General features: G+C 42.7%; 20 protein-coding genes. 7 read left to right on the forward strand and 13 right to left on the reverse strand.

Features of this window, described 5'->3' with window-relative positions:
• Positions 1-20: 20 nt before the first annotated feature.
• The 4 genes from KQI91_RS12605 to KQI91_RS12620 form a co-directional block, all read right to left on the reverse strand.
• Positions 21-995 (reverse strand): alpha/beta hydrolase, encoded by a 975-nt coding sequence (locus tag KQI91_RS12605; RefSeq protein WP_216393133.1) that lies wholly within the window; start codon positions 993-995, stop codon positions 21-23.
• A 154-nt stretch (positions 996-1,149) separates the two neighbouring features.
• Positions 1,150-1,968, reverse strand: coding sequence for a carbohydrate ABC transporter permease (locus KQI91_RS12610; RefSeq protein ID WP_216393134.1), 819 nt, complete (start codon positions 1,966-1,968; stop codon positions 1,150-1,152).
• The gene (locus tag KQI91_RS12615; protein WP_330654568.1) at positions 1,968-2,849 is read right to left on the reverse strand and encodes a carbohydrate ABC transporter permease; all 882 of its coding nucleotides are present in this window, start codon (positions 2,847-2,849) and stop codon (positions 1,968-1,970) included. Before KQI91_RS12615 ends, KQI91_RS12610 begins: the two co-directional genes overlap by 1 nt.
• A 144-nt stretch (positions 2,850-2,993) precedes the next feature.
• Positions 2,994-4,319 (reverse strand): ABC transporter substrate-binding protein, encoded by a 1,326-nt coding sequence (locus tag KQI91_RS12620; protein ID WP_216393135.1) that lies wholly within the window; start codon positions 4,317-4,319, stop codon positions 2,994-2,996.
• A gap of 326 nt (positions 4,320-4,645) precedes the next feature.
• On the opposite strand from KQI91_RS12620, the gene KQI91_RS12625 reads away from it, so the two are divergent.
• Together KQI91_RS12625 and KQI91_RS12630 are read left to right on the forward strand one after the other, a co-directional pair.
• A complete protein-coding gene (locus KQI91_RS12625) occupies positions 4,646-6,409 on the forward strand; it encodes a sensor histidine kinase (RefSeq protein WP_216393136.1) in 1,764 nt (587 codons plus the stop codon).
• A gap of 24 nt (positions 6,410-6,433) precedes the next feature.
• On the forward strand, positions 6,434-7,210 hold the full coding sequence (locus KQI91_RS12630) for a response regulator transcription factor (protein WP_216393137.1): 777 nt from the start codon (positions 6,434-6,436) through the stop codon (positions 7,208-7,210).
• Positions 7,211-7,331: 121 nt separating this feature from the next.
• Here the strand turns inward: KQI91_RS12630 and KQI91_RS12635 are convergent, their stop codons facing one another.
• From KQI91_RS12635 to KQI91_RS16140, 3 genes are all read right to left on the reverse strand, one after another.
• Entirely contained in the window at positions 7,332-9,704 is a 2,373-nt protein-coding gene (locus KQI91_RS12635; protein ID WP_216393138.1) for a glycoside hydrolase family 31 protein, read from the reverse strand.
• A gap of 188 nt (positions 9,705-9,892) precedes the next feature.
• A complete protein-coding gene (locus tag KQI91_RS12640) occupies positions 9,893-10,762 on the reverse strand; it encodes an AraC family transcriptional regulator (protein ID WP_216393139.1) in 870 nt (289 codons plus the stop codon).
• 216 nt (positions 10,763-10,978) lie between these two features.
• Positions 10,979-13,807 (reverse strand): cobalamin-dependent protein, encoded by a 2,829-nt coding sequence (locus tag KQI91_RS16140; protein ID WP_330654570.1) that lies wholly within the window; start codon positions 13,805-13,807, stop codon positions 10,979-10,981.
• A gap of 271 nt (positions 13,808-14,078) precedes the next feature.
• Between KQI91_RS16140 and KQI91_RS16315 the strand changes: the two genes are divergently transcribed.
• Together KQI91_RS16315 and KQI91_RS12665 are read left to right on the forward strand one after the other, a co-directional pair.
• Positions 14,079-15,545, forward strand: a complete 1,467-nt coding sequence (locus tag KQI91_RS16315; protein WP_330654572.1) for an ASKHA domain-containing protein — start codon at positions 14,079-14,081, stop codon at positions 15,543-15,545.
• Positions 15,546-15,547: 2 nt separating this feature from the next.
• Positions 15,548-16,078, forward strand: a complete 531-nt coding sequence (locus KQI91_RS12665; RefSeq protein WP_216393141.1) for a DUF2284 domain-containing protein — start codon at positions 15,548-15,550, stop codon at positions 16,076-16,078.
• A gap of 42 nt (positions 16,079-16,120) precedes the next feature.
• Here KQI91_RS12665 and KQI91_RS12670 read toward each other — a convergent pair whose 3' ends face one another.
• The 6 genes from KQI91_RS12670 to KQI91_RS12695 form a co-directional block, all read right to left on the reverse strand.
• Positions 16,121-16,495 (reverse strand): VOC family protein, encoded by a 375-nt coding sequence (locus KQI91_RS12670; protein WP_216393142.1) that lies wholly within the window; start codon positions 16,493-16,495, stop codon positions 16,121-16,123.
• Between the two features lie 19 nt (positions 16,496-16,514).
• Entirely contained in the window at positions 16,515-16,925 is a 411-nt protein-coding gene (locus KQI91_RS12675; RefSeq protein ID WP_216393143.1) for an HI0074 family nucleotidyltransferase substrate-binding subunit, read from the reverse strand.
• Complete coding sequence (locus KQI91_RS12680) at positions 16,897-17,184, reverse strand: nucleotidyltransferase family protein (RefSeq protein WP_216393144.1); 288 nt, start codon at positions 17,182-17,184, stop codon at positions 16,897-16,899. The genes KQI91_RS12675 and KQI91_RS12680 overlap by 29 nt, the downstream gene beginning before the upstream one ends.
• Before the next feature lie 436 nt (positions 17,185-17,620).
• Complete coding sequence (locus tag KQI91_RS12685) at positions 17,621-18,562, reverse strand: DUF4097 family beta strand repeat-containing protein (protein ID WP_216393145.1); 942 nt, start codon at positions 18,560-18,562, stop codon at positions 17,621-17,623.
• Entirely contained in the window at positions 18,546-19,154 is a 609-nt protein-coding gene (locus KQI91_RS12690; protein WP_253288586.1) for a DUF1700 domain-containing protein, read from the reverse strand. The genes KQI91_RS12685 and KQI91_RS12690 overlap by 17 nt, the downstream gene beginning before the upstream one ends.
• A complete protein-coding gene (locus KQI91_RS12695; RefSeq protein WP_216393146.1) occupies positions 19,151-19,468 on the reverse strand; it encodes a PadR family transcriptional regulator in 318 nt (105 codons plus the stop codon). Before KQI91_RS12695 ends, KQI91_RS12690 begins: the two co-directional genes overlap by 4 nt.
• Before the next feature lie 100 nt (positions 19,469-19,568).
• Between KQI91_RS12695 and KQI91_RS12700 the strand changes: the two genes are divergently transcribed.
• From KQI91_RS12700 to KQI91_RS12710, 3 genes are read left to right on the forward strand one after another with little or no spacing between them, the layout of a single operon-like run.
• Positions 19,569-20,267, forward strand: coding sequence for an AzlC family ABC transporter permease (locus tag KQI91_RS12700; protein WP_216393147.1), 699 nt, complete (start codon positions 19,569-19,571; stop codon positions 20,265-20,267).
• Positions 20,268-20,269: 2 nt separating this feature from the next.
• A complete protein-coding gene (locus KQI91_RS12705; protein ID WP_305855866.1) occupies positions 20,270-20,596 on the forward strand; it encodes a branched-chain amino acid transporter permease in 327 nt (108 codons plus the stop codon).
• Between the two features lie 28 nt (positions 20,597-20,624).
• On the forward strand, positions 20,625-21,314 hold the full coding sequence (locus KQI91_RS12710) for a FadR/GntR family transcriptional regulator (protein WP_216393149.1): 690 nt from the start codon (positions 20,625-20,627) through the stop codon (positions 21,312-21,314).
• The last annotated feature ends 26 nt before the right edge of the window (positions 21,315-21,340 follow it).

Genomic DNA, 21,340 nt, shown 5'->3' on the forward strand with positions numbered 1-21,340 from the left:
ATGCTGTCTTTTCTCGCTATTTACAGTGATTCCAGGAACTGAATCGCTTCTTCCGGCCAGCCTTCCACATCACTGCCACGGCCATCTCCAAAACCATGTTCACCTTTTTCACCCAGTTTCAGCTGGGTCTTAATTCCGTATTCTTTTAATCGCTCATACAAATAAACAGAGTTCTGATACGGCACTGTTGAGTCATCCTTACAGTGAACAATAAAACATGGGGGATAATCTGCATCAATCATGTTGGAAACTTTGTACTTTTCAATCTCTTCCTGAGATGCGTCTTTCCCACACATAATGTTCCAGATTGGTCTTTCACTTTCCAGACTTGGACCCGGAACAGATACAAACGTATAAATCGGGAACAATACCTTCGGTTTTGGCAGTCCGTAATGTGCATAACCTTTTTCCTTTGTTCCCCAGAGGTTTGTCAGATTTGAACCGGCTGAAAATCCACATACACCATATTCTTCTGTTACAAGTCCGAATTCTTCCTTTCGACTTACAACAAATTTGTATGCTGCTGCCAGATCGTCCAGAGGCTTCGGCAGTACTTTATTGGTTCCTACACGGTAGTTCAATATAAATACATGATATCCCAGTTTATTGAAATGAACAGCTGTCGGAATGGATTCCACTGCTGAGCATACACTGCAGTATGCACCACCTGCTATTACGAACAGAAACGGAGCTTTCTTATCTTCTTCCGGTGGAAAATGCATAACTTTTACATTCTTTTTCTGCTCGTCATCCTGGCATTCTTCATCGGTATATACCGAGTAAAGCACCTGCTGTTTCGCAGATAATTCCTGCAGTCTTTTCAGCCCTGCCAGAGCGCTTTCTGCGTTCCATGCAGAAATTCCCTGCTGCAGTCCCTCCAGGGAATATGCCTCAGAAGGTTTCCCGTTTACTTCTGATCTGTACAGCAACAGACCTCTGTATTCCTTAAGACTTTCTATCTCGTTCAGTTTTGATTTTACCGTAATTTCTTCCATATTAAATACCCTCCTGTCAATATTTTTATTATACACCAACTGACTCTGTTATAAAAGGATGTCATTTTTTTGATATAAGACATAAAAAAGAAATGCCGACAGACATTGCGTCCATCGACATTTCTTTTTATGAATATGTGTTTGTACAAAATCTTTATTCTTTTACCGCACCGGATGTCATTCCGCCAACGATGTACTTCTGTCCGATCATATAAACAATGATTACCGGAATACAGGTAAGTACGATATCTGCAAAAATGTAGTTCCAGTAGCTCTTGTTCTTTCCGAAGAACTGATATACAGCCATCGTCATCGGGAAGAGTTTACCCTTGCTGGACAGATACAGAGGTGTAAGGAAATCACTCCATACTGTCATAAACTGCAGGATAAAGCAGGTTACCATGGTAGGTTTCAGAAGCGGCATGATGATCTTGAAGAACAGACTCAAAGGACCGGCTCCGTCAATGACCGCTGCCTCATCCAGCTCTACCGGAATCGAGATAACAAAGTTCCGGATTGTAAATACACAGAACGGTATCATCGCACTTGTAAACACCAGTACAATACCAACACGGGTATCGTTCAGATGAAGTGCTGTCAGAACTCGTACCAGAGTTACATAGTTGACCGGGAAAAACAGTCCGCAGAGGACAAAGTAATACAGGAATGTATTTAATTTCGTTCTGTTACGGCACATAACAAATGCTGCCATTGCACAAAGCGTAACGCCAAGAGTGGTAGCTACCAGTGCATAGATCAAACTGTTTGCAAATCCCTGGATCAGATTACCTTTCTTGATAACTTCCGCATAGTTTGAGAATACCCATTCTGTCGGAAGTGCAAGGCTCATTCGTGCTGCCTCACCTTTGTTCTTAAAGGAGTTGATTAGTACCATATAAAATGGAAGGACAACGGTCAGGCACAGAAGAATACATACGACATGTTTCAGTATTGTCTGAACATTCTTTTTCATTACTGCTGCACCTCCTGTTTACTCATCGTCTTAACAATCAATACGCCAATAACCGCAGTGATAATCAGAAGAATCGTATTTAATGCCGAAGACATTCCATACTGTCCTCTGGAGTAGAGCTGGAATGCATAAGTTGTAAGAACCTCTGTTGCATGTCCAGGACCACCGTTTGTGAGAACATAAACGATATCGAATACTTTCAAACCATATGTAATACCAAACACCAGGTTGATCATAATAGAGCCTGTCAACATCGGGAGTGTTACATAGCGAAGTCGCTGCCAGAAGTTTGCACCGTCAATCTGTGCTGCTTCATAATAAGATTTCGGAATGGTATTCAGACCTGCCAGGAAAATCGTCATGACATAACCGATACCTCTCCATGCATCCACGCCATAAATTGATTTCCATACAACTCCCAGATCAGAGAGCCATTTCTGTTTCAGGATTCCGAGATGCAGTGCATCCAGAATAGTATTCAGAAGTCCTGTATTGTAATTCAGGATGGATTTAAAGATCAGACCAATGATTACAAATGGAAGGATAGATGGCAAATACAGTAAAGTTCTGTAAAGTCCTTTTCCACGTAAACCTTCCTGAAGCATGATCGCGATCATAAGTGCCGGAATCAGTTTTACAATGTTGGAAATAATCGTAAATTTCAGTGTATTTCCGATTCCACTTAAGTAGCCTTTATTTGATGTAAAAATCTCTTTGAAGTTCTGCAGTCCCACAAAATGTGTACCATTCAGGACGCTTCTGGAATTCCAGTCAGTAAAGGAATAACCAACGCCCATTGCACTCGGCAGAAGGAAAAAGATTACATACAGTGCCAGTGGTACGATTACAAACCACCAGGGATATATTTTTTTCTTATTCACTGAAGTTACCTCCTGTTCTTTCAGCAAGCAGATTAGTCTATAGGGCAGTCTTCAGAATTTCTGTCTTCTACCAAACAGTGCGAAGGATTTTACTCCCTCGCACTGAAGAATTACCCTTATTTTACAGCGTTTCTTATCTGGATTTTATTCCCAGTTTGCATCTCCGACAGTCTTTGCAGCTTCTGCACGGTTGGTATCCATATTTGCAAGAACATCGTTTGCTTCCATTTCACCCTGGCAGAATGCGATCATATCCTGTCCGAACTGCATCCAGTAGTCGTTTGTATATTTTGTGCCATTCTGAAGAACAGATACGTTCATTTTGTCTTTGTCAACTGTAGCAAGGAATTCTTCCTCTTCCGGCAGCCAGTGCTGTTCAAGATTTTCGTCTGTTACATCAAGGTTTGTGTAAGCCGGTGAGTTGTCAAGGATTTCCTGAAGGCTTTCTGTTGTTGTTACAAAGTTGAAGAATTCTCTTACAAGGTCTTCATGTTCTGTTCCTTTGTATCCGAACATTGTCGGGCCAGCCGGGCTTGTCGGATACCATGTATTGTCACCAAGTGGAATCAGGAACATTCCGAATTCATCTTCTGTACCAGTATCTTCTTTGATCTGTTTGATGAAACTGGAGTTTGCCATTGCCATTGCACATGTTCTGTCACCATATTCGTTTGACATGTTTGTGCTGTCTGTTCCGATCCAGTCTTCTCCGAAGTATCCTGCATCAGAAAGCTCTTTGAATTCATTCAGTACTTCAAGCATTTTTTCGTTATCAGCAAATGTAGCCTGATTTGTATTCAGTGCATCATACAGTCCTGGTGTTGCTTCTTCATAAACTCCACCGATCTGGAAGAATGCAAGCTGATGCTGCCATCCGTCAGCTCCTGGCATAAACCATGGTGTGATTCCTGTATCTGCGATCTCAGCGCAGAGATCTTTCAGCTCCGCATAGGTAGTTGGAACTTCCCAGCCGTTTTCTTCAAACAGAGTTTTGTTATAAACCATTACATATTCAGGGGAGTTATTCCATACCTGAAGTCCGTATAATTTATCATTGTATGTACAGGATGCTTTTCTTGTTTCCGGCATCAGACTTTCCCACTCAGCTCCTGTAAAGTCGATACAGTATTTCTCCGGATCAACGATGGTAGATTCAATTGCAAACGGATTGGACTGAATCCAGAAAACATCTGCACAGGAATCTGTTGCCAGTTTTGACTGAAGAAGATCAGAATACTGATCTGCCGGGATTGTCTGAAGATCAACAGTTACATCATAAGTATCCTCAAAACGTTCCAGTGTTTCATCATAACGGTTATCCATCCAGCCTGTGGAAACCAGAATACTTAATTCTTCTCCTGCAAAGTCTTTGGTGTTGTCATCCGCATAAACATTCACACTCAGACCTGCTGTCATAGATGCGAGCATAGCCGCTGCACAAGTTACCGCCCATAATTTCTTTCTTTTCATGAAAAAACCCTCCTTATAATTTCATGTGTTCCGCATTTGTTAAATATAGTTTATCAGTAAGACGTTTTTTTATCCATGGATATTTTTACCTTGTATTTGTACTTTTTTCACTGTTTTCTATACTTTTTTCACATATTTTATGCATTTTACACATGAATGATGGTTCTTTTTTGTCAACGTCTTACTATATAGTCTTTTTACGTTTGTACTTTTTTCACAAACATGATATACTTTGATATGTTATTTACAGATTAGAACTACACAGGAGGAGCTCAGATACGAAAACCAGAAGCCTTCAGTCAAAACTTTTTATTGCTTACCTCGGTATGGCAAGCCTTATTCTTTTTGCTTTTGCAAGCTTTTTCTATCTTTTTGTATCAGCCCGTTTGAAAGACAGCCAGCTCAGCGCCATGAATACACTGAACTCCAGTTTTAAAGCTCAGGTAGATTCCTCCATTATGGACCTGGATACCGTATCCGTAAATATCAACTACAGTAATATATCCAAAAGTATTCTCGACCAGAAATTCGATCTTAACATTTCTGATAATATGCTTTCTGACATGTCTGATCTTTTTATTTCTCTCAGCGGAACAGAATTAAAAGCAGATCAGGTAAATCTGTATGATTTTTCCGGGTATGTCCTCCAGGCAGGGCTTTCTACCATAGTCAAAAAAGCCGATGAGTCTCGTTCAGACTGGCTGCAGCAGGCGCTTGATGCAGACGGCAGAAAAGTACTTACAAAGCCTTATCCTACATATGAATATTCCAAATCAGCCAAATATGCTCAATGGATGATTTCCGACTATCGTTCCTTTACCAATCAGTATCGTCGAAAAGTCGGCGTAGTTGAAACGGTCAAGCAGTGCAAATCTGTTTTTAAAAGCATTATTTCTTATAAGAAACAAAACAGAACTACAGCTGCGAATGTCTATGTATTTAATCAGGCGGGGGATCTGATCTATCCCTATGATATCTCAGAGGAAGATGCAGCTGAGATCAGGCCATACTTTACACTCACAGATGCTTCCGAACCTTCCACCAAACTGACCAGTCCTTTGAACGGTCAGACAGAGTACGCTACGCGAACAGATTCCAGCTATACCGGATATGCTTATCTCACGATCCAGCCAGAGTCCTTTATCCTCGAGCCTGTTTACAAAATGCTCCAGATTCTTCTGGCAGTTGTTGCAGCTTTTCTTCTGGCTTCTGTTCTTGTCTCTTACCGGCTTTCCCGTTCCGTCGTAAAACCGGTCAAACACCTGAAACATATCATCCAGAGAATGGAGTTGGATACTCTGGGTCAGGAAAAAGTCACTTCCTATCCGGTTTCTGTCAACGAGCTTGAAGAACTTTACCAGGCATTTCAGCTTATGAGTGAAAACCTTAAAATTTCAATGCAGGAAGTTACAGAGGCAAAAGAGCAGGAAATAAGAGCCCGAAATATGGCTCTTCAGACACAGATCAATCCACATTTTTATTACAACTCTCTGTCAAGTATCATGGTTCTTGCGGAAAACGGTGATAATGACACAGTTGCAAAAATGTGCCGGAATCTGTCTCTGATCATGCGTTATATTACAGATACAAGCAGTACGACTGTAACTCTCGCTGACGAACTGGATTATGTAAAAAAATATCTTTACTGTATGAAAGTACGATACCAGTCCAGTCTGAATTACAGCATAGATGTGGATGAAAATCTCCTCTCAGAAGAAGTTCCCAAGCTGCTGATCCAGCCGCTCGTCGAAAATGCGATCAAATACGGCTCAGACTGTGCGCCGCCATGGACGATCACCATACGCAGTGTCCTCACGGATAACAGCTGGAAGATCTCCGTCAGCGACACCGGTCCGGGATTTTCAGAAGAAGCCTGTGAAAAAATTGCACAAAATCTCGCCAAGGCTGATCAGAATCCAGGACTTCCGGAACTCAGAATCAATGGACTTGGAACCATAAATGTTTACTTAAGGTGGAAAATCTTCTGTAAAGGAAATATTATTTTTGAATATGGAAACACCGAAGATGGACACGGAATCGTTTCCATAGGACGATACATATCAGCGGAAAAAGAAGCAATTCAGCAATAAGCCATTTAAGAAAGAGGAATAATCATGAATTATACAGTAATCGTTGCGGAGGACGAGGAACTGCTGTTAAATAATCTGGTTCAAAAAGTCGGAAAAGCGGATCCGGACTTCCAGGTTGTAGGAACTGCCCAGACAGGTGACCAGGCACTTTCACTGGTTGAAAAACTTCATCCGGATCTGATCATTACAGATATCCGGATGCCGGTCATGGATGGAATCGCTCTGCTCACCAGAGTCAGAAGTCAGTTTCCTTTTATCAGATTTATCATTACCAGTGGATTTTCAGACTTTGAATATGCTAAAAAAGCAATCACTCTGAAAGTATCCGATTACCTTCTGAAGCCCGTCGATCTGGATGAACTTCAGGAAGCACTCCAGAAAATCAAACGCGACTTTCAGATTGCCCAAAAAGACTATGAATCGGTATTCAACGCTGGAACCGCTGCAAAAACACCATCTCAAATTGCTTCCATCCTGAAGGATTTTATTGTAAAAAATTATGGAGATGATATTAATCTGAATCTGATCGCGGATAACATGAATTACAGTCCGAGTTATCTGACCAAGATTTTCTGTCAGGCCTATGACTGTACACCCACAAAATATTTGCTCAACCTGAGGATGGATCAGGCACAAAAACTGCTGATTCATGAACCTACGCTTTCTATCCGGCAGATTAGTGAAATGTGCGGTTATCATGATCAGGGGTATTTCAGCCGTATTTTTAAGAAGCATACCGGCAAAAGTCCACTTGAGTTTCGTGGTGAAAATGATGACACCGTGGTTGCCAGCGAAATTTAAATATCCAGATTTTTCCCAGAACAAACGCCTGAGCCTACAGGGAATTCCTGTAAGTTCAGGCGTTATATTTTTCATTTCAAATCTTAAATACAGTTATCCAACTACTGTCTTTTATTTTTCTTTACTGTCCAATCACAACCGTTTCATAAACAGCTTCTTCCATACCTTCAAAGCTTCCCTGTCTTTCCTCCACAGTCAGTTCACCCTTCTGATCATTCCATATCAATTTCGTGATTGCGTATGCACCCTTCTCAAAGTTATAGTTATTTCCCTCATCTTCATAAAGAGCAAACTCTGCATCTGCTCCCGGGTAAACCATCAGTTTCACCGGTCCTTCCGGTTTCTGAGATGCATAAGTAAGTCCGTCTGCAACCGGAAGAATGCTTCCTGCTTTTACAAAAATCGGCATCTGATCGATCGGAGCATCTACGGTTACATACTGACCACCTTCATATTTCTTTCCGGTCCAGTAATCATACCAGTCAGCTCCCTGTGGAAGATAGCAGTCCCATGTTTTTTCACGGTCAAGTTCTGTGCTTTCCGGTCCGTAATACATTGGCTCTGTAACTGCACAGATCAGAAATGATGGTCCGAACATAAACTCATTTTCAATCTTTCTTGCAGTCTTATCCTGCGGGAAATCAAACAGAAGGCTTCTCATGATCGTATAATCATTGAAGTGAACAGCTCCTGCAAGAGAATAGATATATGGCATCAGATGGTATCTCAGCTTAATAGATTTCTCAATTGCATCATAGAACATCGTTCCTTTGTCACCGAAGTTCCAGATCTCTCTCGGAGTATCTGTTCCGTGAGAACGGAACATCGGAAGGAAAGTTCCCATCTCAAGCCATCTGGTATAAAGCTCGCAGTATCCTTTGTCCTTCACGCCTTCATTATATTTGCCCTGCCAGAACCACTTCGGTTCCGGATCTGTATTGCAGCCACAGCCACGATTCTGCCATTTATCAGCTACCGTAAAGAATGCACCGATATCCAGTGTCCAGTACGGATAACCACTCAGTCCCATATTCAGTCCTTCTACGATCTGGATCTTGAAGTTGTCCCAGGAAGCACAGGTATCGCCGGACCACAGCATTGCCGCATATTTCTGTCCGGATGCATAACCGGAACGGGTCAGGTTGAGGACACGTTTGTCCTCGGTGTCTTTTCTCTGATTTTCATAAATGCCCTTTGCATGCATCAGTGCAAATGCATTGGCAACAGCCGGATCCAGATATTTCTTGTGCTCGCCACCGACCAGTTCATATCGCTCCCATGGCTCTCTCTTCACGCCACCATTCCAGTCAGGACCGGAGAAAGGCTCTGTGGAATCGCACCACCAGGATTCGAATCCTTCATCAAAAAGTCCTTCTTTTGCCTGTTTCCAGTACATTTCACGGGCTTTTTCATCAAAAGCATTATACGTTGCATAATCATAAAGAAGATATCCTGCGTCAAAAAATTCCTGATGATTTTTGCCGCCCGCATTCATGTTCGGCCATACAGAAACCATACTGTGTGCATGCATTTTGTTGATCTCTTCCATACATTCTTTGTTGTCACCGTAGCGTTCTTTGTCCAAGATCTTTTCGCCCCAGTTGCCTGGTTCCCAGGTATTCCAGTCCTGAACGACACAGTCGATCGGAACACCAATCTCTCTGTAATGACGCACGATCTCAGCCAGTTCTTTTGCTGTGTAATACTGCTCTTTGGACTGGATATAACCATATGCCCACTTCGGCAGCATCTGTGCTTTACCGGTCAGATAACGGTAGTCATGAATGATCCCATCCATTGTATTTCCACCGAGGAAATAATAATCGATCTGGTCTACCGTATCCAGAAACAGATAAGATTCTCTACCCTCATCGTTAAAAGTCATCAATGAACAGCAGTCAAACAGGACTCCATATCCCTCGGTAGATACGAACATCGGCATCGGGATACGCATATTGTGCTGATACAGATACTGTGTATGTTCACGGTAGTTGTAGATACCTTCTTCTGCCTGTCCAAGTCCATGGATCTCTTCGTCTTCTTTCCAGTCGAAGAAAACTCTTGCACGGTATCCGTCTCTGACTTTTTCTGCTTTGAGGTTCTGGATAAAGTTTCTTTCACCGTCTACTGTCTTTACACGGTTGATGATTGGTTTTTCGCCGCCTGTATTATAGTGTACGACATCAATCCTGGTGAGATCCGCTTTGTTCTGCTCCAGCCACACACTTCCATCTGCATGTTTCCAGGTGATCCCTCCTGTTTTGAGATTCAATTCTGCCTGCACTGCGGATGTTTTTACTGTAACTGCCCCGTCTGCTTCTGCTGCTTCAAATGGAACCTGCGGATACTCTTTTTTCTCGATAATCAGAGATTCCTGCTCTGTTTTTACTTCATCTTTTGCGATCACGCAGCGGATGATTTCATCTGTCATCGGTATCAGGCGATATTTCATACCTGCTGCAGAAGTTTCTACATATCTTTCCGTTCTTTTCATTTCCCCAATCTCCTTTATATAAGCTCTCCTGCTGTTGTTTGTGTAACATTTTCACCCCTGATAATGTTGCACAAAAAAATGTCATGCCAGGATAACATTGTTACTGTTCACTCCGTTCACAGCAACTTGATCTTTTTATCCTAACATGACAGTCCTTTTATGGTCTATGACATATCTGATTCTGATTTTTAACTATTTTTACTCTTTTCATCTTTTGGGGTTTTTCCAACGTGTTTTTTGTAAAGTCGATAGAAATTGGAAATATTATTAAATCCACATTCCATCGCAATGTCTGTCACATTCAACCTGCCCTCCCGCAATAATTCTCTTGCATGGTTGATGCGCATTCTGGTCACATAATCGCTGAAACTTATATTTGTGACCTTTCGAAAATATGAAGAAAAATAATTCGAACTCATATATACCGATGCAGCCACATCCTCCAGCGTAATTCTCTCACAGTAATGTGCATCTATATATGCAAATGCCTGCTCCAGACGTTTCATGGCATTTTTCTTTTCTTTCAGCATCTCATCTGATTTTGATTCGTCCTGATAAGTGCGGATCAGCATAGTCAGAATACGAAGGACATTGGCCTTGATCATCAGCTGATATCCTTCTTTGCGTCCCTGCCATTCTTTATAAATTTCCTGAATACCGGCACGGATTTCCGGATTGATCTCATCTTCTCTGCCGATACGGTTCTTAAAATTACTTCCACGTTCTACAAATGGTTTCAGGTATCTGGTATCAAACACACTGATCTTCTCTGCCACAAATTCCGGAGAAAAAATCATTACGAGCAGTTTCATGTCATCCCCGATCAGATTCCATCCATGAGGCTCTACATTATTAAAAATGATCACATCATCTTTTTCCATCGTGTATTCCTGTCCATTGACAAAATAATTTCCCTTACCCTCCAGCACACAGGTGATTTCAAAATAACTGTGCCAGTGCCAGGTTCCCGGCTTACTGTTCTCCGGCGTCAGACGCACCTCCGCAATCTGAAAAGGGAACTCTTTATCAAGTGGAATATTGTCTCGTTCAAGTCTCATGATCTGCCTCCTGTCCAATATACAGATGACAGATGTCTTTTTATCTCTGCCCTGTAATACAGACAGTATAGCAGATTTCATTTTTGTTCGCAAACCAGCCTCTTGCATGATAAAAGAAGCCGCCAGGTCGTGACATTACCTGACGGCTTCCGTTTATTTGAATTTGGGATTCAACGTATTAATATAAGATTTTATATAACTGTTCACCGTAACGATTTATCTGCCCAGGGACTCTACATAAGTTCCTTTTACATCGCTCCAGTTCTTATCTGCATAGTCAAGAAGATATGCAGCCTGCTCCAGAGACATTTCCGGGAACAGAAGGAATAAGCTGTGAGAACCATATTTCTTAACGATACGGTCTACATTCTTGATCCAGTCTTCGAACTCTCCTGAGTAAACTTTTACCCAGATGGATTTTCCTGCTGCAATTGCTTTGTCGTAGATCACATCCCAGTCCGGAAGTGTTCCGTCCGGGCCTGCATCTCCGCTTGTCCACTGCAGAGCGTCAATTCCATCAATTTCCATCAGTGCATCCATGTGTTTGATCGCAGCCGGTCCATCAAGATGATACAGGACATGGTCTACTTTTTCACTCTGCTCACGTAAGGATGGCTGAATGTATTTTCTGAAGTCTTCCGGTGACATCATTGCGGAGAAGTCGCACTGTAATTTTACAGTTCTTCCAGGTCCCCAGATCTGGAACACCGTGTAAGCATTTCCACCTTCTTCGTCTTTGATGATATCATAGAAACGATCATAGTATTCATAGTAAATATCCGTTACTTCCTGAATTCTCTCACCGATCATATCCGGCTCATCCAACAGGTCAAACAGGATATCCTGTGCGCCGCGGAGAGAAGCAAGTACGTCGATATTTTCCATAAGGTCAGGCATATCTACAACAAAATCGTCTCCTGCCAGTTCCTTACAGTCTTTTGCAAGCTGGATGTGTTTCTTGAACCATTTGTTCTCCGGATCGAATTCCAGTTTCGGCACGCCTTCCCAGCTATCCAGACATTTGTTGAACCATACGGTATCTTCTTTGAATCCAATCTCAGATCCGAGGTAAGATGCTACAGATCCTGGTCCAAAGTCGATGTTCAGGTTCGGGAAACTTTCTCCAAGGAATGCATGTGTATCACAGAAATAACGATAACGGTCTACGATCCTCTGTGCATTCTGGTATTTGTCTTCCATGTCTTTCCATTTCAGCTCTTCCGGCATGTTGTAATATTTACCCTGGCAGATCTGATCCAGATAACCACCTTCAACAGGGGTTCCGTCTGAATACTGCTCTACTTCCGGTCTTCTTGCAATGACGCACATCAGCGGTCTTCCGGTGTTTTTGTGCTGCCAGTAATTTGCAAATTTTTCTTTGGTTGCTTCCCAGTTAAGCTTGTATCCTTCTCCCGGTTTCGGAAGCTGGATCTTGCTTAAATCTACAGAGCCTTTTTCAAATTTAGGTGTTTCAGAAACTTTTTCTTCTGCTTTTGGAGCTTCTTCTTTGACTTCCTCCTGTACCGGTTCTGCACCTTCTACCGGAAGATCATCAAATTCACCGGCTGCTGCTTTTGCACAGAACCCGGATTCCGCATATTTCTTAGCCTGCTCTGCTGCGGAAGCTGCATCTTCTGTATAAGCATCTGCACCGATCTCATCTGCAAATTCCTGACTGATCGGAGCACCACCAACCATGATCTTGATACGGTTACGGAACGGCTGTTTCAGAAGTGCTGCAACGGTATCTCTCAGAGACGGCATGGTTGTTGTAAGAAGAGCAGAAAGAGCTACGATACTTGCTTCTTTGTGTGCATTTACCTCATCAATGAATGTCTGTATCGGTACATCAACACCAAGGTCGATAACTTCGAATCCGGCACTCTCAAACATCATGCCTACAAGGTTTTTACCGATATCGTGAAGGTCACCTGCTACAGTACCAAGGATAATAGTTCCTGCGCTTCCTGCTTCACCTGTTGCAAGATATGGTTTCAGTACATCCACGCCGGCTTTCATAGCACGTGCTGCTGCAAGCATCTGTGGAACAAAGATAATCTCTTTCTTGAAGTTATCACCTACGACGGCCATAGCTCCGATCATTGCATCATTTAAGATAGCAGTCGGATCACAGCCTGCATCAAGTGCTTCCTGAACAGCCTGTCCGATTTCTTTATTCTTACCATCCTGAGTTAATTTGAAAACTTTCTGCATCTTCTCATCGAGTGGAGAAGCCGGTGCCGGCTGTACTTCTTCAGCAGCTTTGTTTCCGAATTTCTCAATATACTGCAGGCAGTATTCATCACGCTCTAACAGTGCATTTGTCGCATAGATCATACCGATCATGTTCTTGTTGGTCGGGTCAACGATCGCACTGTCCATACCGGCATTCATAGCCAGTACCATAAATGCCTGGTTGATATTTTTTCTTGTAGGCAGACCGAAAGAAATATTGGAAAGTCCACTTGTGATGTGGATGTCCGGATATTCGTATTTAATTCTTCTGCAACAGTCTGCAAATACAGTTAATGCAGTCTGATCTGTTCCTAAAGTTACAACCAGTGGGTCAATATGTAAACGGCTTGGTGCAATGCCGTACTGTTTTGCTTTTTCCATAATTCCGAAGAAAATTTTCATACGTCGCTCTACGGAATCCGGAATACCATCATTATCACACAGAAGTGCTACACATTCCCAGTCTGTGTCTGCGATTACCGGGAAAATGGTATCAATTTTATCACCTTCAAGAGATACAGAGTTGATAAGACCTGGTCTCTTGCAGAATGGAATCGCTGCTACGCAGGATTTTGCACTCGGGCTGTCTACGCAGATCGGTGTATCTGTTACTTCCTGTACAAGATCGATCATCCATTTCAGTGTTTCTACTTCTACGTCCTCTTCTACAGACGCACATACGTCCAGAAATGTGGCACCCGCTTCTGCCTGCATTCTGGCTCTCTCTCTGATCAGGTCCGCGTCCTTCTCAGCGATTGCCTTGGCAACTGACGGAATAGATCCGTTCAGTTTCTCTCCTATTATAATCATTTCGTTCCCTCCTGCTTATAGCTTTTGCTATAATTTTTGCTTTTCCTCCGATAAGTTTTTTCCGCAAAATCCTTATCTGTTAATGCTATTCTATATCAAAGAACAGAGAGTCTGCGTCTGTTATTTTCCGATTCGTATATACTATCTTACTGTGATTTTATGTTTTGTTACACCTGTTCTCTCTATATATTGTATTTCATTCTTTGCAATGCTATATTGACTGTAAGAAAAAAGTCATCCGGAATTTCAGAAACTCCGGCAGAAGGGAAGCATCAAAATGAAAACATACTCCGTTACAGTTTTACCATCTCAGCAAATTCTCCAGGCCTGCGAGGGAGAAAATCTGCTTCGGATTCTTCAGAAAAACGCACTGGCCCCGGATGCTCCCTGCGGCGGCAATGGAAAATGTGGTAAATGCATCGTTTATATAAATGGCAGGAAATCTCTGGCTTGCCAGACTGTGATCCGGGACAATATCACAGTCCGTATTCCTGAAAAATCTGACATGCAGATCCTGAAACATGGCACTTCTGTTTCCGTACAGCCCGATGGCCGTGACAGATATCTCCTTGCATACGATATCGGAACCACAACTGTTGTCTGTTATCTTCTGGACGGTATCTCCGGTGAGAAACTTACTGAAGAAAGTATCCTGAATCCTCAGACTGCTTACGGTGCCGATGTGATCTCTCGTATCGAATATGTTATGCGTAACAAAACTTCTGAACTTCAGGACTGTATCGTTCGCACACTTTCAGAACTTGCGGATGTTGTATCTGCCAGAGCAGGTATCTCTCCGGCTGAGATCACTCTCGCCTGTGTTGTCGGTAACACTGCCATGCATCATCTTTTTCTTGGTATCGATCCTTTGCCGCTGACCGTGCCGCCCTATATGCCAAAGGTTTCCAACACCATGGAGATTCCTGCCGCCCCGCTGCTTCCTCTTCATCCGGAGGGACGTATCCGTATCCTTCCCAATATAGCTGGTTTTGTCGGTGCCGATACCGTAGCATGTATGACTTCTGTTCATTTTGACCAGCTTGATGAATTGACTCTTATGATCGACATTGGTACAAATGGGGAAATGGTCCTGGGGGACCGCCACCGTCAGATTGCCTGTTCCACTGCTGCCGGGCCGGCTTTTGAAGGAGCCAGAATCTCTTGCGGCATGCGGGGAATTTCCGGAGCCATCGATCACGTTTCTGTAAAAAATGAAGAAGTTTTTTATCATACCATCGGAAATGCTGAGATCAGGGGATTGTGCGGATCCGGACTGCTGGATCTGACCGCCGCCCTTCTGGATACTGGATTCTTAAGTGAAGCCGGTCTGATGCAGGCTCCAGAATATCGAATCGGTACTTCTGCGGTCACTCTGACCCAGAAAGATATTTCCGAAGTTCAATTTGCCAAATCTGCCATCCGCTCCGGTATTGAACTTCTCGCCAAACGGATGCAGGTATCTGTAGGAGATATCCGTAAAGTATATCTTGCCGGAGCTTTTGGAAATTACATGAACCCAGTCTCTGCATGCCGGATCGGTATGATACCTCCTGTGCTTCTTGATCGCATTGAAACGATTGGAAACGCCGCCGGAGAAGGTGCAAAGCTCTGTGCCTTAAATCGCCATGAATTTGCTTACAGCCAGTTTCTTGCTGCCAAAACAGAATTTCTGGAGCTGGCATCCTGTCCGGAATTTCAGGACTGTTATATTGATCATTTAATGTTTGGAGAAGAATAGAAATGAATTACGAAGAACTTAAAAGCCTGGCTTTAGAATCAGGATTTACTCATACAGCACCGCTGGATACTGCAACCATCGAATTAAAACAGGATGTCCGGGACATGTGTGCCCAGGGATGCCAGCAGTATGCCAAGCGTTGGAGCTGTCCTCCCGGATGTGGAACTCTGGAACAGCTTCGCGGAAGTATTTATTGTTATAAAGAGGGAATTCTTGTACAGACTGTCACAAAATTAGAAGATGAATTTGACTGGGATGGCATGATGAAGGCGCAGAATCTTCACCAGGAACATTTCCTTGCGTTCCTCGAAAAACTCCACGCCTCGCATTTTCCTTTCCTGCCACTCGGAACCGGCTGCTGCATGCTCTGCAAAACCTGCACCTACCCGGATACACCCTGCCGCTTCCCGCGAAAAAGGATTTCTTCGATGGAAGCATGCGGTATGCTGGTATCGGAAGTATGTCAGAAGAATAACCTGAAATACTATTATGGCCCGAATACGCTTGCGTATGTGGCATGTGTGCTGATGTGAGATTTATTGTAACTGTGAAGCTACTGAACAGTTACGATTTATTTACATTTTCTCCGGTACGATCTCCAGCCAGTATCCATCCGGATCATTAATGAAATAAATTCCCATTGCCGGGTTTTCGAAGCAGATGCAGCCCATTTCTTCGTGTTTCTTGTGAGATGCTTCCATATCGTCTGTGGTAAATGCAAGATGGATCTCATTGTCACCCAGATCATAATGATCCTTTTCCCAGTCTCTCAGCCAGGTAAGCTCCAGTTCAAATCCGGTCTTGCCATCACCAAGATATGCCAGAATAAAACTTCCGTCCTCGGCTTCTTTACGTCTCACTTCCTTAAGGCCAAGTGCCTCCTCATAAAATTTGATGGACTTGTCCAGATCCATAACGTTGTAGTTGTAGTGTGCAAACTGAAAATTCATGTTGATGTTCCTCCTTATTTTAAATATTTTCTCCTAATAGTTCTTCAACTACTGTTTTAAAATCATATAATTTATCAATATACAGATGAATGATTGTCTGGCAATGCTCTTTCACAATCACACCATCATAATCATGTGCAAGTTGATTTCGTATTTTCAGCATATCAATCCACTCATCACCTGTGATCAGCTTCGCCTGAAAAGACTGTTTCAGTACTTCTCTGGGAGAACCTGTAACAAATCCGGTAATTGCATAATATTGTACCAGAATGTCTTTCATAACCTTCCATGCCAGATCAAACGTAATACTGAATTTTGCACTGGTTCCACTGAGTACAAACGAATCTGATAAGTCGCGCTCTCTGGCTTCTGCCAGCGAATCCAGGGAGTTTTGAAATGACTCAAATCTTCTTATAAATTTCTCGTCCATATTGTTTAATATCCTCCAGTAATAACTGATTTTTACAGGTATCAAGATCAACAAGATCAATCGTATACAATGTTGGAATATCTTCCAGAGCTTCCTCCAGTTCAAAAATATCACATGATGCCACGCCTGACACTGCAATATCAATATCACTGCGTTCTGTTGCGGTACCTTTTGCTCTGGACCCAAACAGGATTATTTTCTGTGCGCCATAGTTTCTGCATCTTTGTGTAATTTCTGCTATAACTTCATCGATTTGCATAATATTCTCCTTATCTTTTCTCATTATAACAGATTTCCAGTTATTTCTGAAATAAAATTATCTCACAGCCCCCTGCTATCTGTCGACTATTTTCGACAAACATTGAGAACTGTATGTGCTATACTTTTCGTAATTTAATATACTTACCTAGGCAGCTGGGGGACGTGCTCTTCTCCTAATCCGGACACCTTTACGGAGGAGGTGAAGTTTATGAGCGATTACGAGACATTTATGATTATTTTAACTACTGCTAATTTAATTATAGCTATACTTACATATGCACATAAAAAATAGCCGTCCTAATCTTTGGCGAGATGACAGCTATTTTTTACTAATCTTATTTCGCCGGATTGGGTGACCTGCACTCACCTTCCAGCTCCCTTGTTAAGCATATTATATGCTATAAAACCATAATTTTCAATAACAATTTCCAATATTATTTCTCAGCAGTAATCTTAATATCCCCATCCTCACTCTTAAGTTCCAGGGAATCCTGTGGTTTATTTTCTGTGGTGAGTACCTGCTCATCGTCCTCATCTGTCATTACTTTTCCAAGAGTTTCCGGGATATCGATATCACTTGCCTCTGCCTCTATAGAAAGACCCTCAACCACTTCTTTCGGGATACTAAGTTTGATGTCTCCCAGACTGCATGTGATTTTGTTTTTGCCCTGGAATACAGTATTTTCGGCTTTTACATCTCCGTCATCCAGTGTAATCTGACTGTTTGTGACAGAAATATTTTTGAGATGCAGATCTCCGAGTTCCATTTCCATCTCAAGAGAATTCAATGTACTGTCTTTCATCTTCACATCACCATCTGAACAGGAGATCACTGCTTTCTTTACTACCAAAGACTCCATATCCAGATCTCCATATCCCATCTTACAGGAAAAACCACTTAAGTCGGTTTTCTTCGGAATATACACCGTTACTTTATTTGAATTCTCAATCACATGGCTCTGGCCGAGCATTTCCTGAAGAAAGTTAACATCAATATGGATATACGAATATGACTCATGTCCTTTTTTCTCCACAATATTCAGTGTATTTCCCTGAACCTGATAGGAAAGCGGAAGCATTCCGTCATTTGTTTCAATATTATAGGCTATATAGAAATTATCATCATCCGATTCTTTCACGTCCAGATCCAGATTCCGAAGATCGATATTCACGGCAGAAAACGCATCGATCTTTGTCTTGCTCAAGATCGCATGACTGTCGCTTGAATCCATCGTTGCAGTCCCGCTGATTCTGTTCAGGTCTGCTGATTTTATATAATTTCTGCCGCCTGATGCAACACCAACACCAAAGAACAGAATACCCACTGCACAAAAGATGCCACCGGCTGCCAGTAAACGCTTATTTGTTTTTTTCATGATTCTTACCTCTCTTTCCGGCTAATACCTGGGCCAGCTTGACAAGAAGCATGCCTGTCCATTTACAAAGATAGATTCCGAGGATATACAGAAGGATCGCACATCCGATTCCAAGGAGTCCGCATCCTGTGATAGTCAACGCGCCTGATAACGAATACGGGAAGGAAACAAGTCCTCTCAGCAACAGTTTACCACCAATCAGTAACACACCAAATGCAGCAATAAAATCACTGATTATCACGCTGACAACACAGATTGCGACTGCAAAGAGCACTGCAAGCAGTGCGATAAAAAGCGGCACTGTCACAGGCGTTGACAGGATTGCAAGAACCGAGAGCGTGATAATTCCTTTTTTACCCTTTTTCTCCTCAATATCTGTGTCCTGTTCCTGTAACTTTCTATCCAGAAGATTACACATCAGATCCGCAGCCGCTTCCTTCGGAGTTCCCAGTTCCTCCATCAGTTTCTGCTGGCCTTCTTCATCCGTGTCACTGAAATATTCATTAAAATATTCAATTGCATCTTCATAATCCTGCTTTGGAAGTTTACGAAGATATTTCTGCAATTTCGCCATATATTCTTCTCTGGTCAATTTCTGATCCTCCCTTCAATGATTCCGTCAATCGTATCTCTGTAAGAAACCCATTCTTTGTGAAGATGCACCAGTTGTTCTTTGCCGGAATCGGTGATAGAATAATACTTGCGTTTACGTCCCTGAAATTCCTGAGAATAGGTTGTGAGATAACCGTTTTTCTCGAGTTTCTTCAGGATGGGATATAGAGTGGATTCTTTGATATCAGCCACGATCTTGACGGTCTGGCTGATCTCATATCCGTAGGAATCCTGTGATTCTACCACGGACAGGATCAGAAACTCTATAAGTAACGCTGATACGGGATAATACATCCGATCACCTCCATAAATAATATGTAAAATAATTATATATAAAAATTTTATATATAAAATATATACATATTCATTCTAAAAGTCAAGGAGTTTTTAACCAATGAAGAAAAAAGCATTTAAAGCCGCATTTCCATACACGATCCCTATCGGTATCGGTTTCCTTTTCCTGGGAATGTCCTACGGATTTATGATGCAAAGCAAGGGATTTTCCGTGTGGTATCCATTCTTTATGAGTATGTTTATCTTTGCGGGCTCCATGGAATTCGTGACAGCCAACCTTCTGCTGTCGGCATTCAGTCCGATCGCAGCTTTCTTTCTGGCACTGATGGTAAACGCCAGACATTTATTTTACGGACTTTCCATGCTGGATAAGTACAAAAATACCGGCTGGAAAAAGTTCTACCTGATCTTCGGCATGTGCGATGAATCTTTCACCGTCAACTGTACAGTAACGCCGCCGGATGATGTAGACAGGGGATGGTTCATGTTCTTTGTCAATCTGCTGAACCAGATCTACTGGGTATCTGCTGCTACAGCGGGAGCACTTCTCGGATATGTGGTCCACTTCGATACAACAGGAATCGAGTTTGTCATGACCGCCCTGTTTGTTGTAATGTTTCTGAACCAGTGGGAAGAAGCCAAAGACCATCGTCCTGCACTGGTAGGGCTGATCTGCTCCGCTGTCTGCCTTCTGATCTTCGGAAGCAGCAATTTCATCGTTCCGTCCATGATCTTCATCATCGTATGCTTTACAGCAGAACGTAAACTCTCAAAGAAACCGGAGGTGGCTGCGAAATGACAATGACAACAACACAGGCGATCATCACCATTGCGGCAGTTGTCCTTGGAACAATGGCAACACGTTTTATCCCATTCATTATTTTTCCGGAGGGCAAAAATCCACCGGAATTCGTCAAGTACCTTGGAACGGTCCTCCCCTATGCAGCAATCGGGCTTCTCGTTATCTATTGTCTAAAAGATGTCCCTGCAAGCAGTACACATGGACTTCCTGAAGCAATTGCAATTGTTTTCATCGTACTGCTCCACAAATGGAAAAAAAGTACTCTTCTGAGTATCGGCGGCGGAACCGTCCTGTATATGGTACTGGTCCAGACCGTTTTTCGCTAGGAGAACTTCAACTGAAAGGAAGTTCAATATGAAAGAAATAAATACTGTAAATCAAAAATCTCTTCCGGAGCGTACCGCGGACGCAATCGTTGCCATGCTCCATATGGAAAACTACAAAGCTGGTGCCAAACTTCCAAATGAAATCCAGATGGCTCAGCGTTTCGAAGTCAGCCGCTCCACCATCCGTCTGGCCGAAAGGCTTCTGGCAGACAGAGATATCCTGGATATTCAGCGAGGCGCCGGAACTTTTGTTTCCCACAAGCTTGGTGTCTCCGATGATCCACTTGGCTTCTCGTTGATCTATGATAAGCAGAAACTGGCAAGAGATCTGCTGGAACTTCGCATCATGATAGAACCAAATGCGGCAGCTCTGGCAGCCCAAAATGCTACCCGCAGAGATCACGAACTTCTTTTCACATTATGTGATGAACTTGATGACATTGTAAAATCCGGCAAAAACTACATAAAAAAGGATATGGAATTCCACCAGGCAGTGGCTAACTGCAGTGGCAATACAGCTGTTCACAACCTGATTCCGTACATCCATCAGATGCAGGCATTATACGACAGCGTCTCCGGCACACGCCGCCCCAAAGAAACCGTCCCGGAACATCGTGAGATCGCACTTGCCATTTCAGAACACAGAGGAATTGATGCAAGAAATGCGATGGAATATCATCTTCTGAGTATCCGAAAGAGAATTTTGAAAGATAAATAATTTTACTTCTATACCCTCCAAAAAAG

It is taken from the genome of Blautia sp. MSJ-19, assembly GCF_018918125.1.
Lineage (GTDB): Bacteria > Bacillota > Clostridia > Lachnospirales > Lachnospiraceae > Blautia_A.

Excerpts from the sequence above, each read along its gene's own strand:
- KQI91_RS12605 (WP_216393133.1), bottom strand. The coding sequence starts at position 995 with ATGGAAGAAATTACGGTAAAATCAAAACTGAACGAGATAGAAAGTCTT.
- KQI91_RS12610 (WP_216393134.1), bottom strand. The coding sequence starts at position 1,968 with ATGAAAAAGAATGTTCAGACAATACTGAAACATGTCGTATGTATTCTT.
- KQI91_RS12620 (WP_216393135.1), bottom strand. The coding sequence starts at position 4,319 with ATGAAAAGAAAGAAATTATGGGCGGTAACTTGTGCAGCGGCTATGCTC.
- KQI91_RS12625 (WP_216393136.1), top strand. The coding sequence starts at position 4,646 with ATGGCAAGCCTTATTCTTTTTGCTTTTGCAAGCTTTTTCTATCTTTTT.
- KQI91_RS12630 (WP_216393137.1), top strand. The coding sequence starts at position 6,434 with ATGAATTATACAGTAATCGTTGCGGAGGACGAGGAACTGCTGTTAAAT.
- KQI91_RS12635 (WP_216393138.1), bottom strand. The coding sequence starts at position 9,704 with ATGAAAAGAACGGAAAGATATGTAGAAACTTCTGCAGCAGGTATGAAA.
- KQI91_RS12640 (WP_216393139.1), bottom strand. The coding sequence starts at position 10,762 with ATGAGACTTGAACGAGACAATATTCCACTTGATAAAGAGTTCCCTTTT.
- KQI91_RS16140 (WP_330654570.1), bottom strand. The coding sequence starts at position 13,807 with ATGATTATAATAGGAGAGAAACTGAACGGATCTATTCCGTCAGTTGCC.
- KQI91_RS12665 (WP_216393141.1), top strand. The coding sequence starts at position 15,548 with ATGAATTACGAAGAACTTAAAAGCCTGGCTTTAGAATCAGGATTTACT.
- KQI91_RS12670 (WP_216393142.1), bottom strand. The coding sequence starts at position 16,495 with ATGAATTTTCAGTTTGCACACTACAACTACAACGTTATGGATCTGGAC.
- KQI91_RS12675 (WP_216393143.1), bottom strand. The coding sequence starts at position 16,925 with ATGGACGAGAAATTTATAAGAAGATTTGAGTCATTTCAAAACTCCCTG.
- KQI91_RS12680 (WP_216393144.1), bottom strand. The coding sequence starts at position 17,184 with ATGCAAATCGATGAAGTTATAGCAGAAATTACACAAAGATGCAGAAAC.
- KQI91_RS12685 (WP_216393145.1), bottom strand. The coding sequence starts at position 18,562 with ATGAAAAAAACAAATAAGCGTTTACTGGCAGCCGGTGGCATCTTTTGT.
- KQI91_RS12695 (WP_216393146.1), bottom strand. The coding sequence starts at position 19,468 with ATGTATTATCCCGTATCAGCGTTACTTATAGAGTTTCTGATCCTGTCC.
- KQI91_RS12700 (WP_216393147.1), top strand. The coding sequence starts at position 19,569 with ATGAAGAAAAAAGCATTTAAAGCCGCATTTCCATACACGATCCCTATC.
- KQI91_RS12705 (WP_305855866.1), top strand. The coding sequence starts at position 20,270 with ATGACAACAACACAGGCGATCATCACCATTGCGGCAGTTGTCCTTGGA.
- KQI91_RS12710 (WP_216393149.1), top strand. The coding sequence starts at position 20,625 with ATGAAAGAAATAAATACTGTAAATCAAAAATCTCTTCCGGAGCGTACC.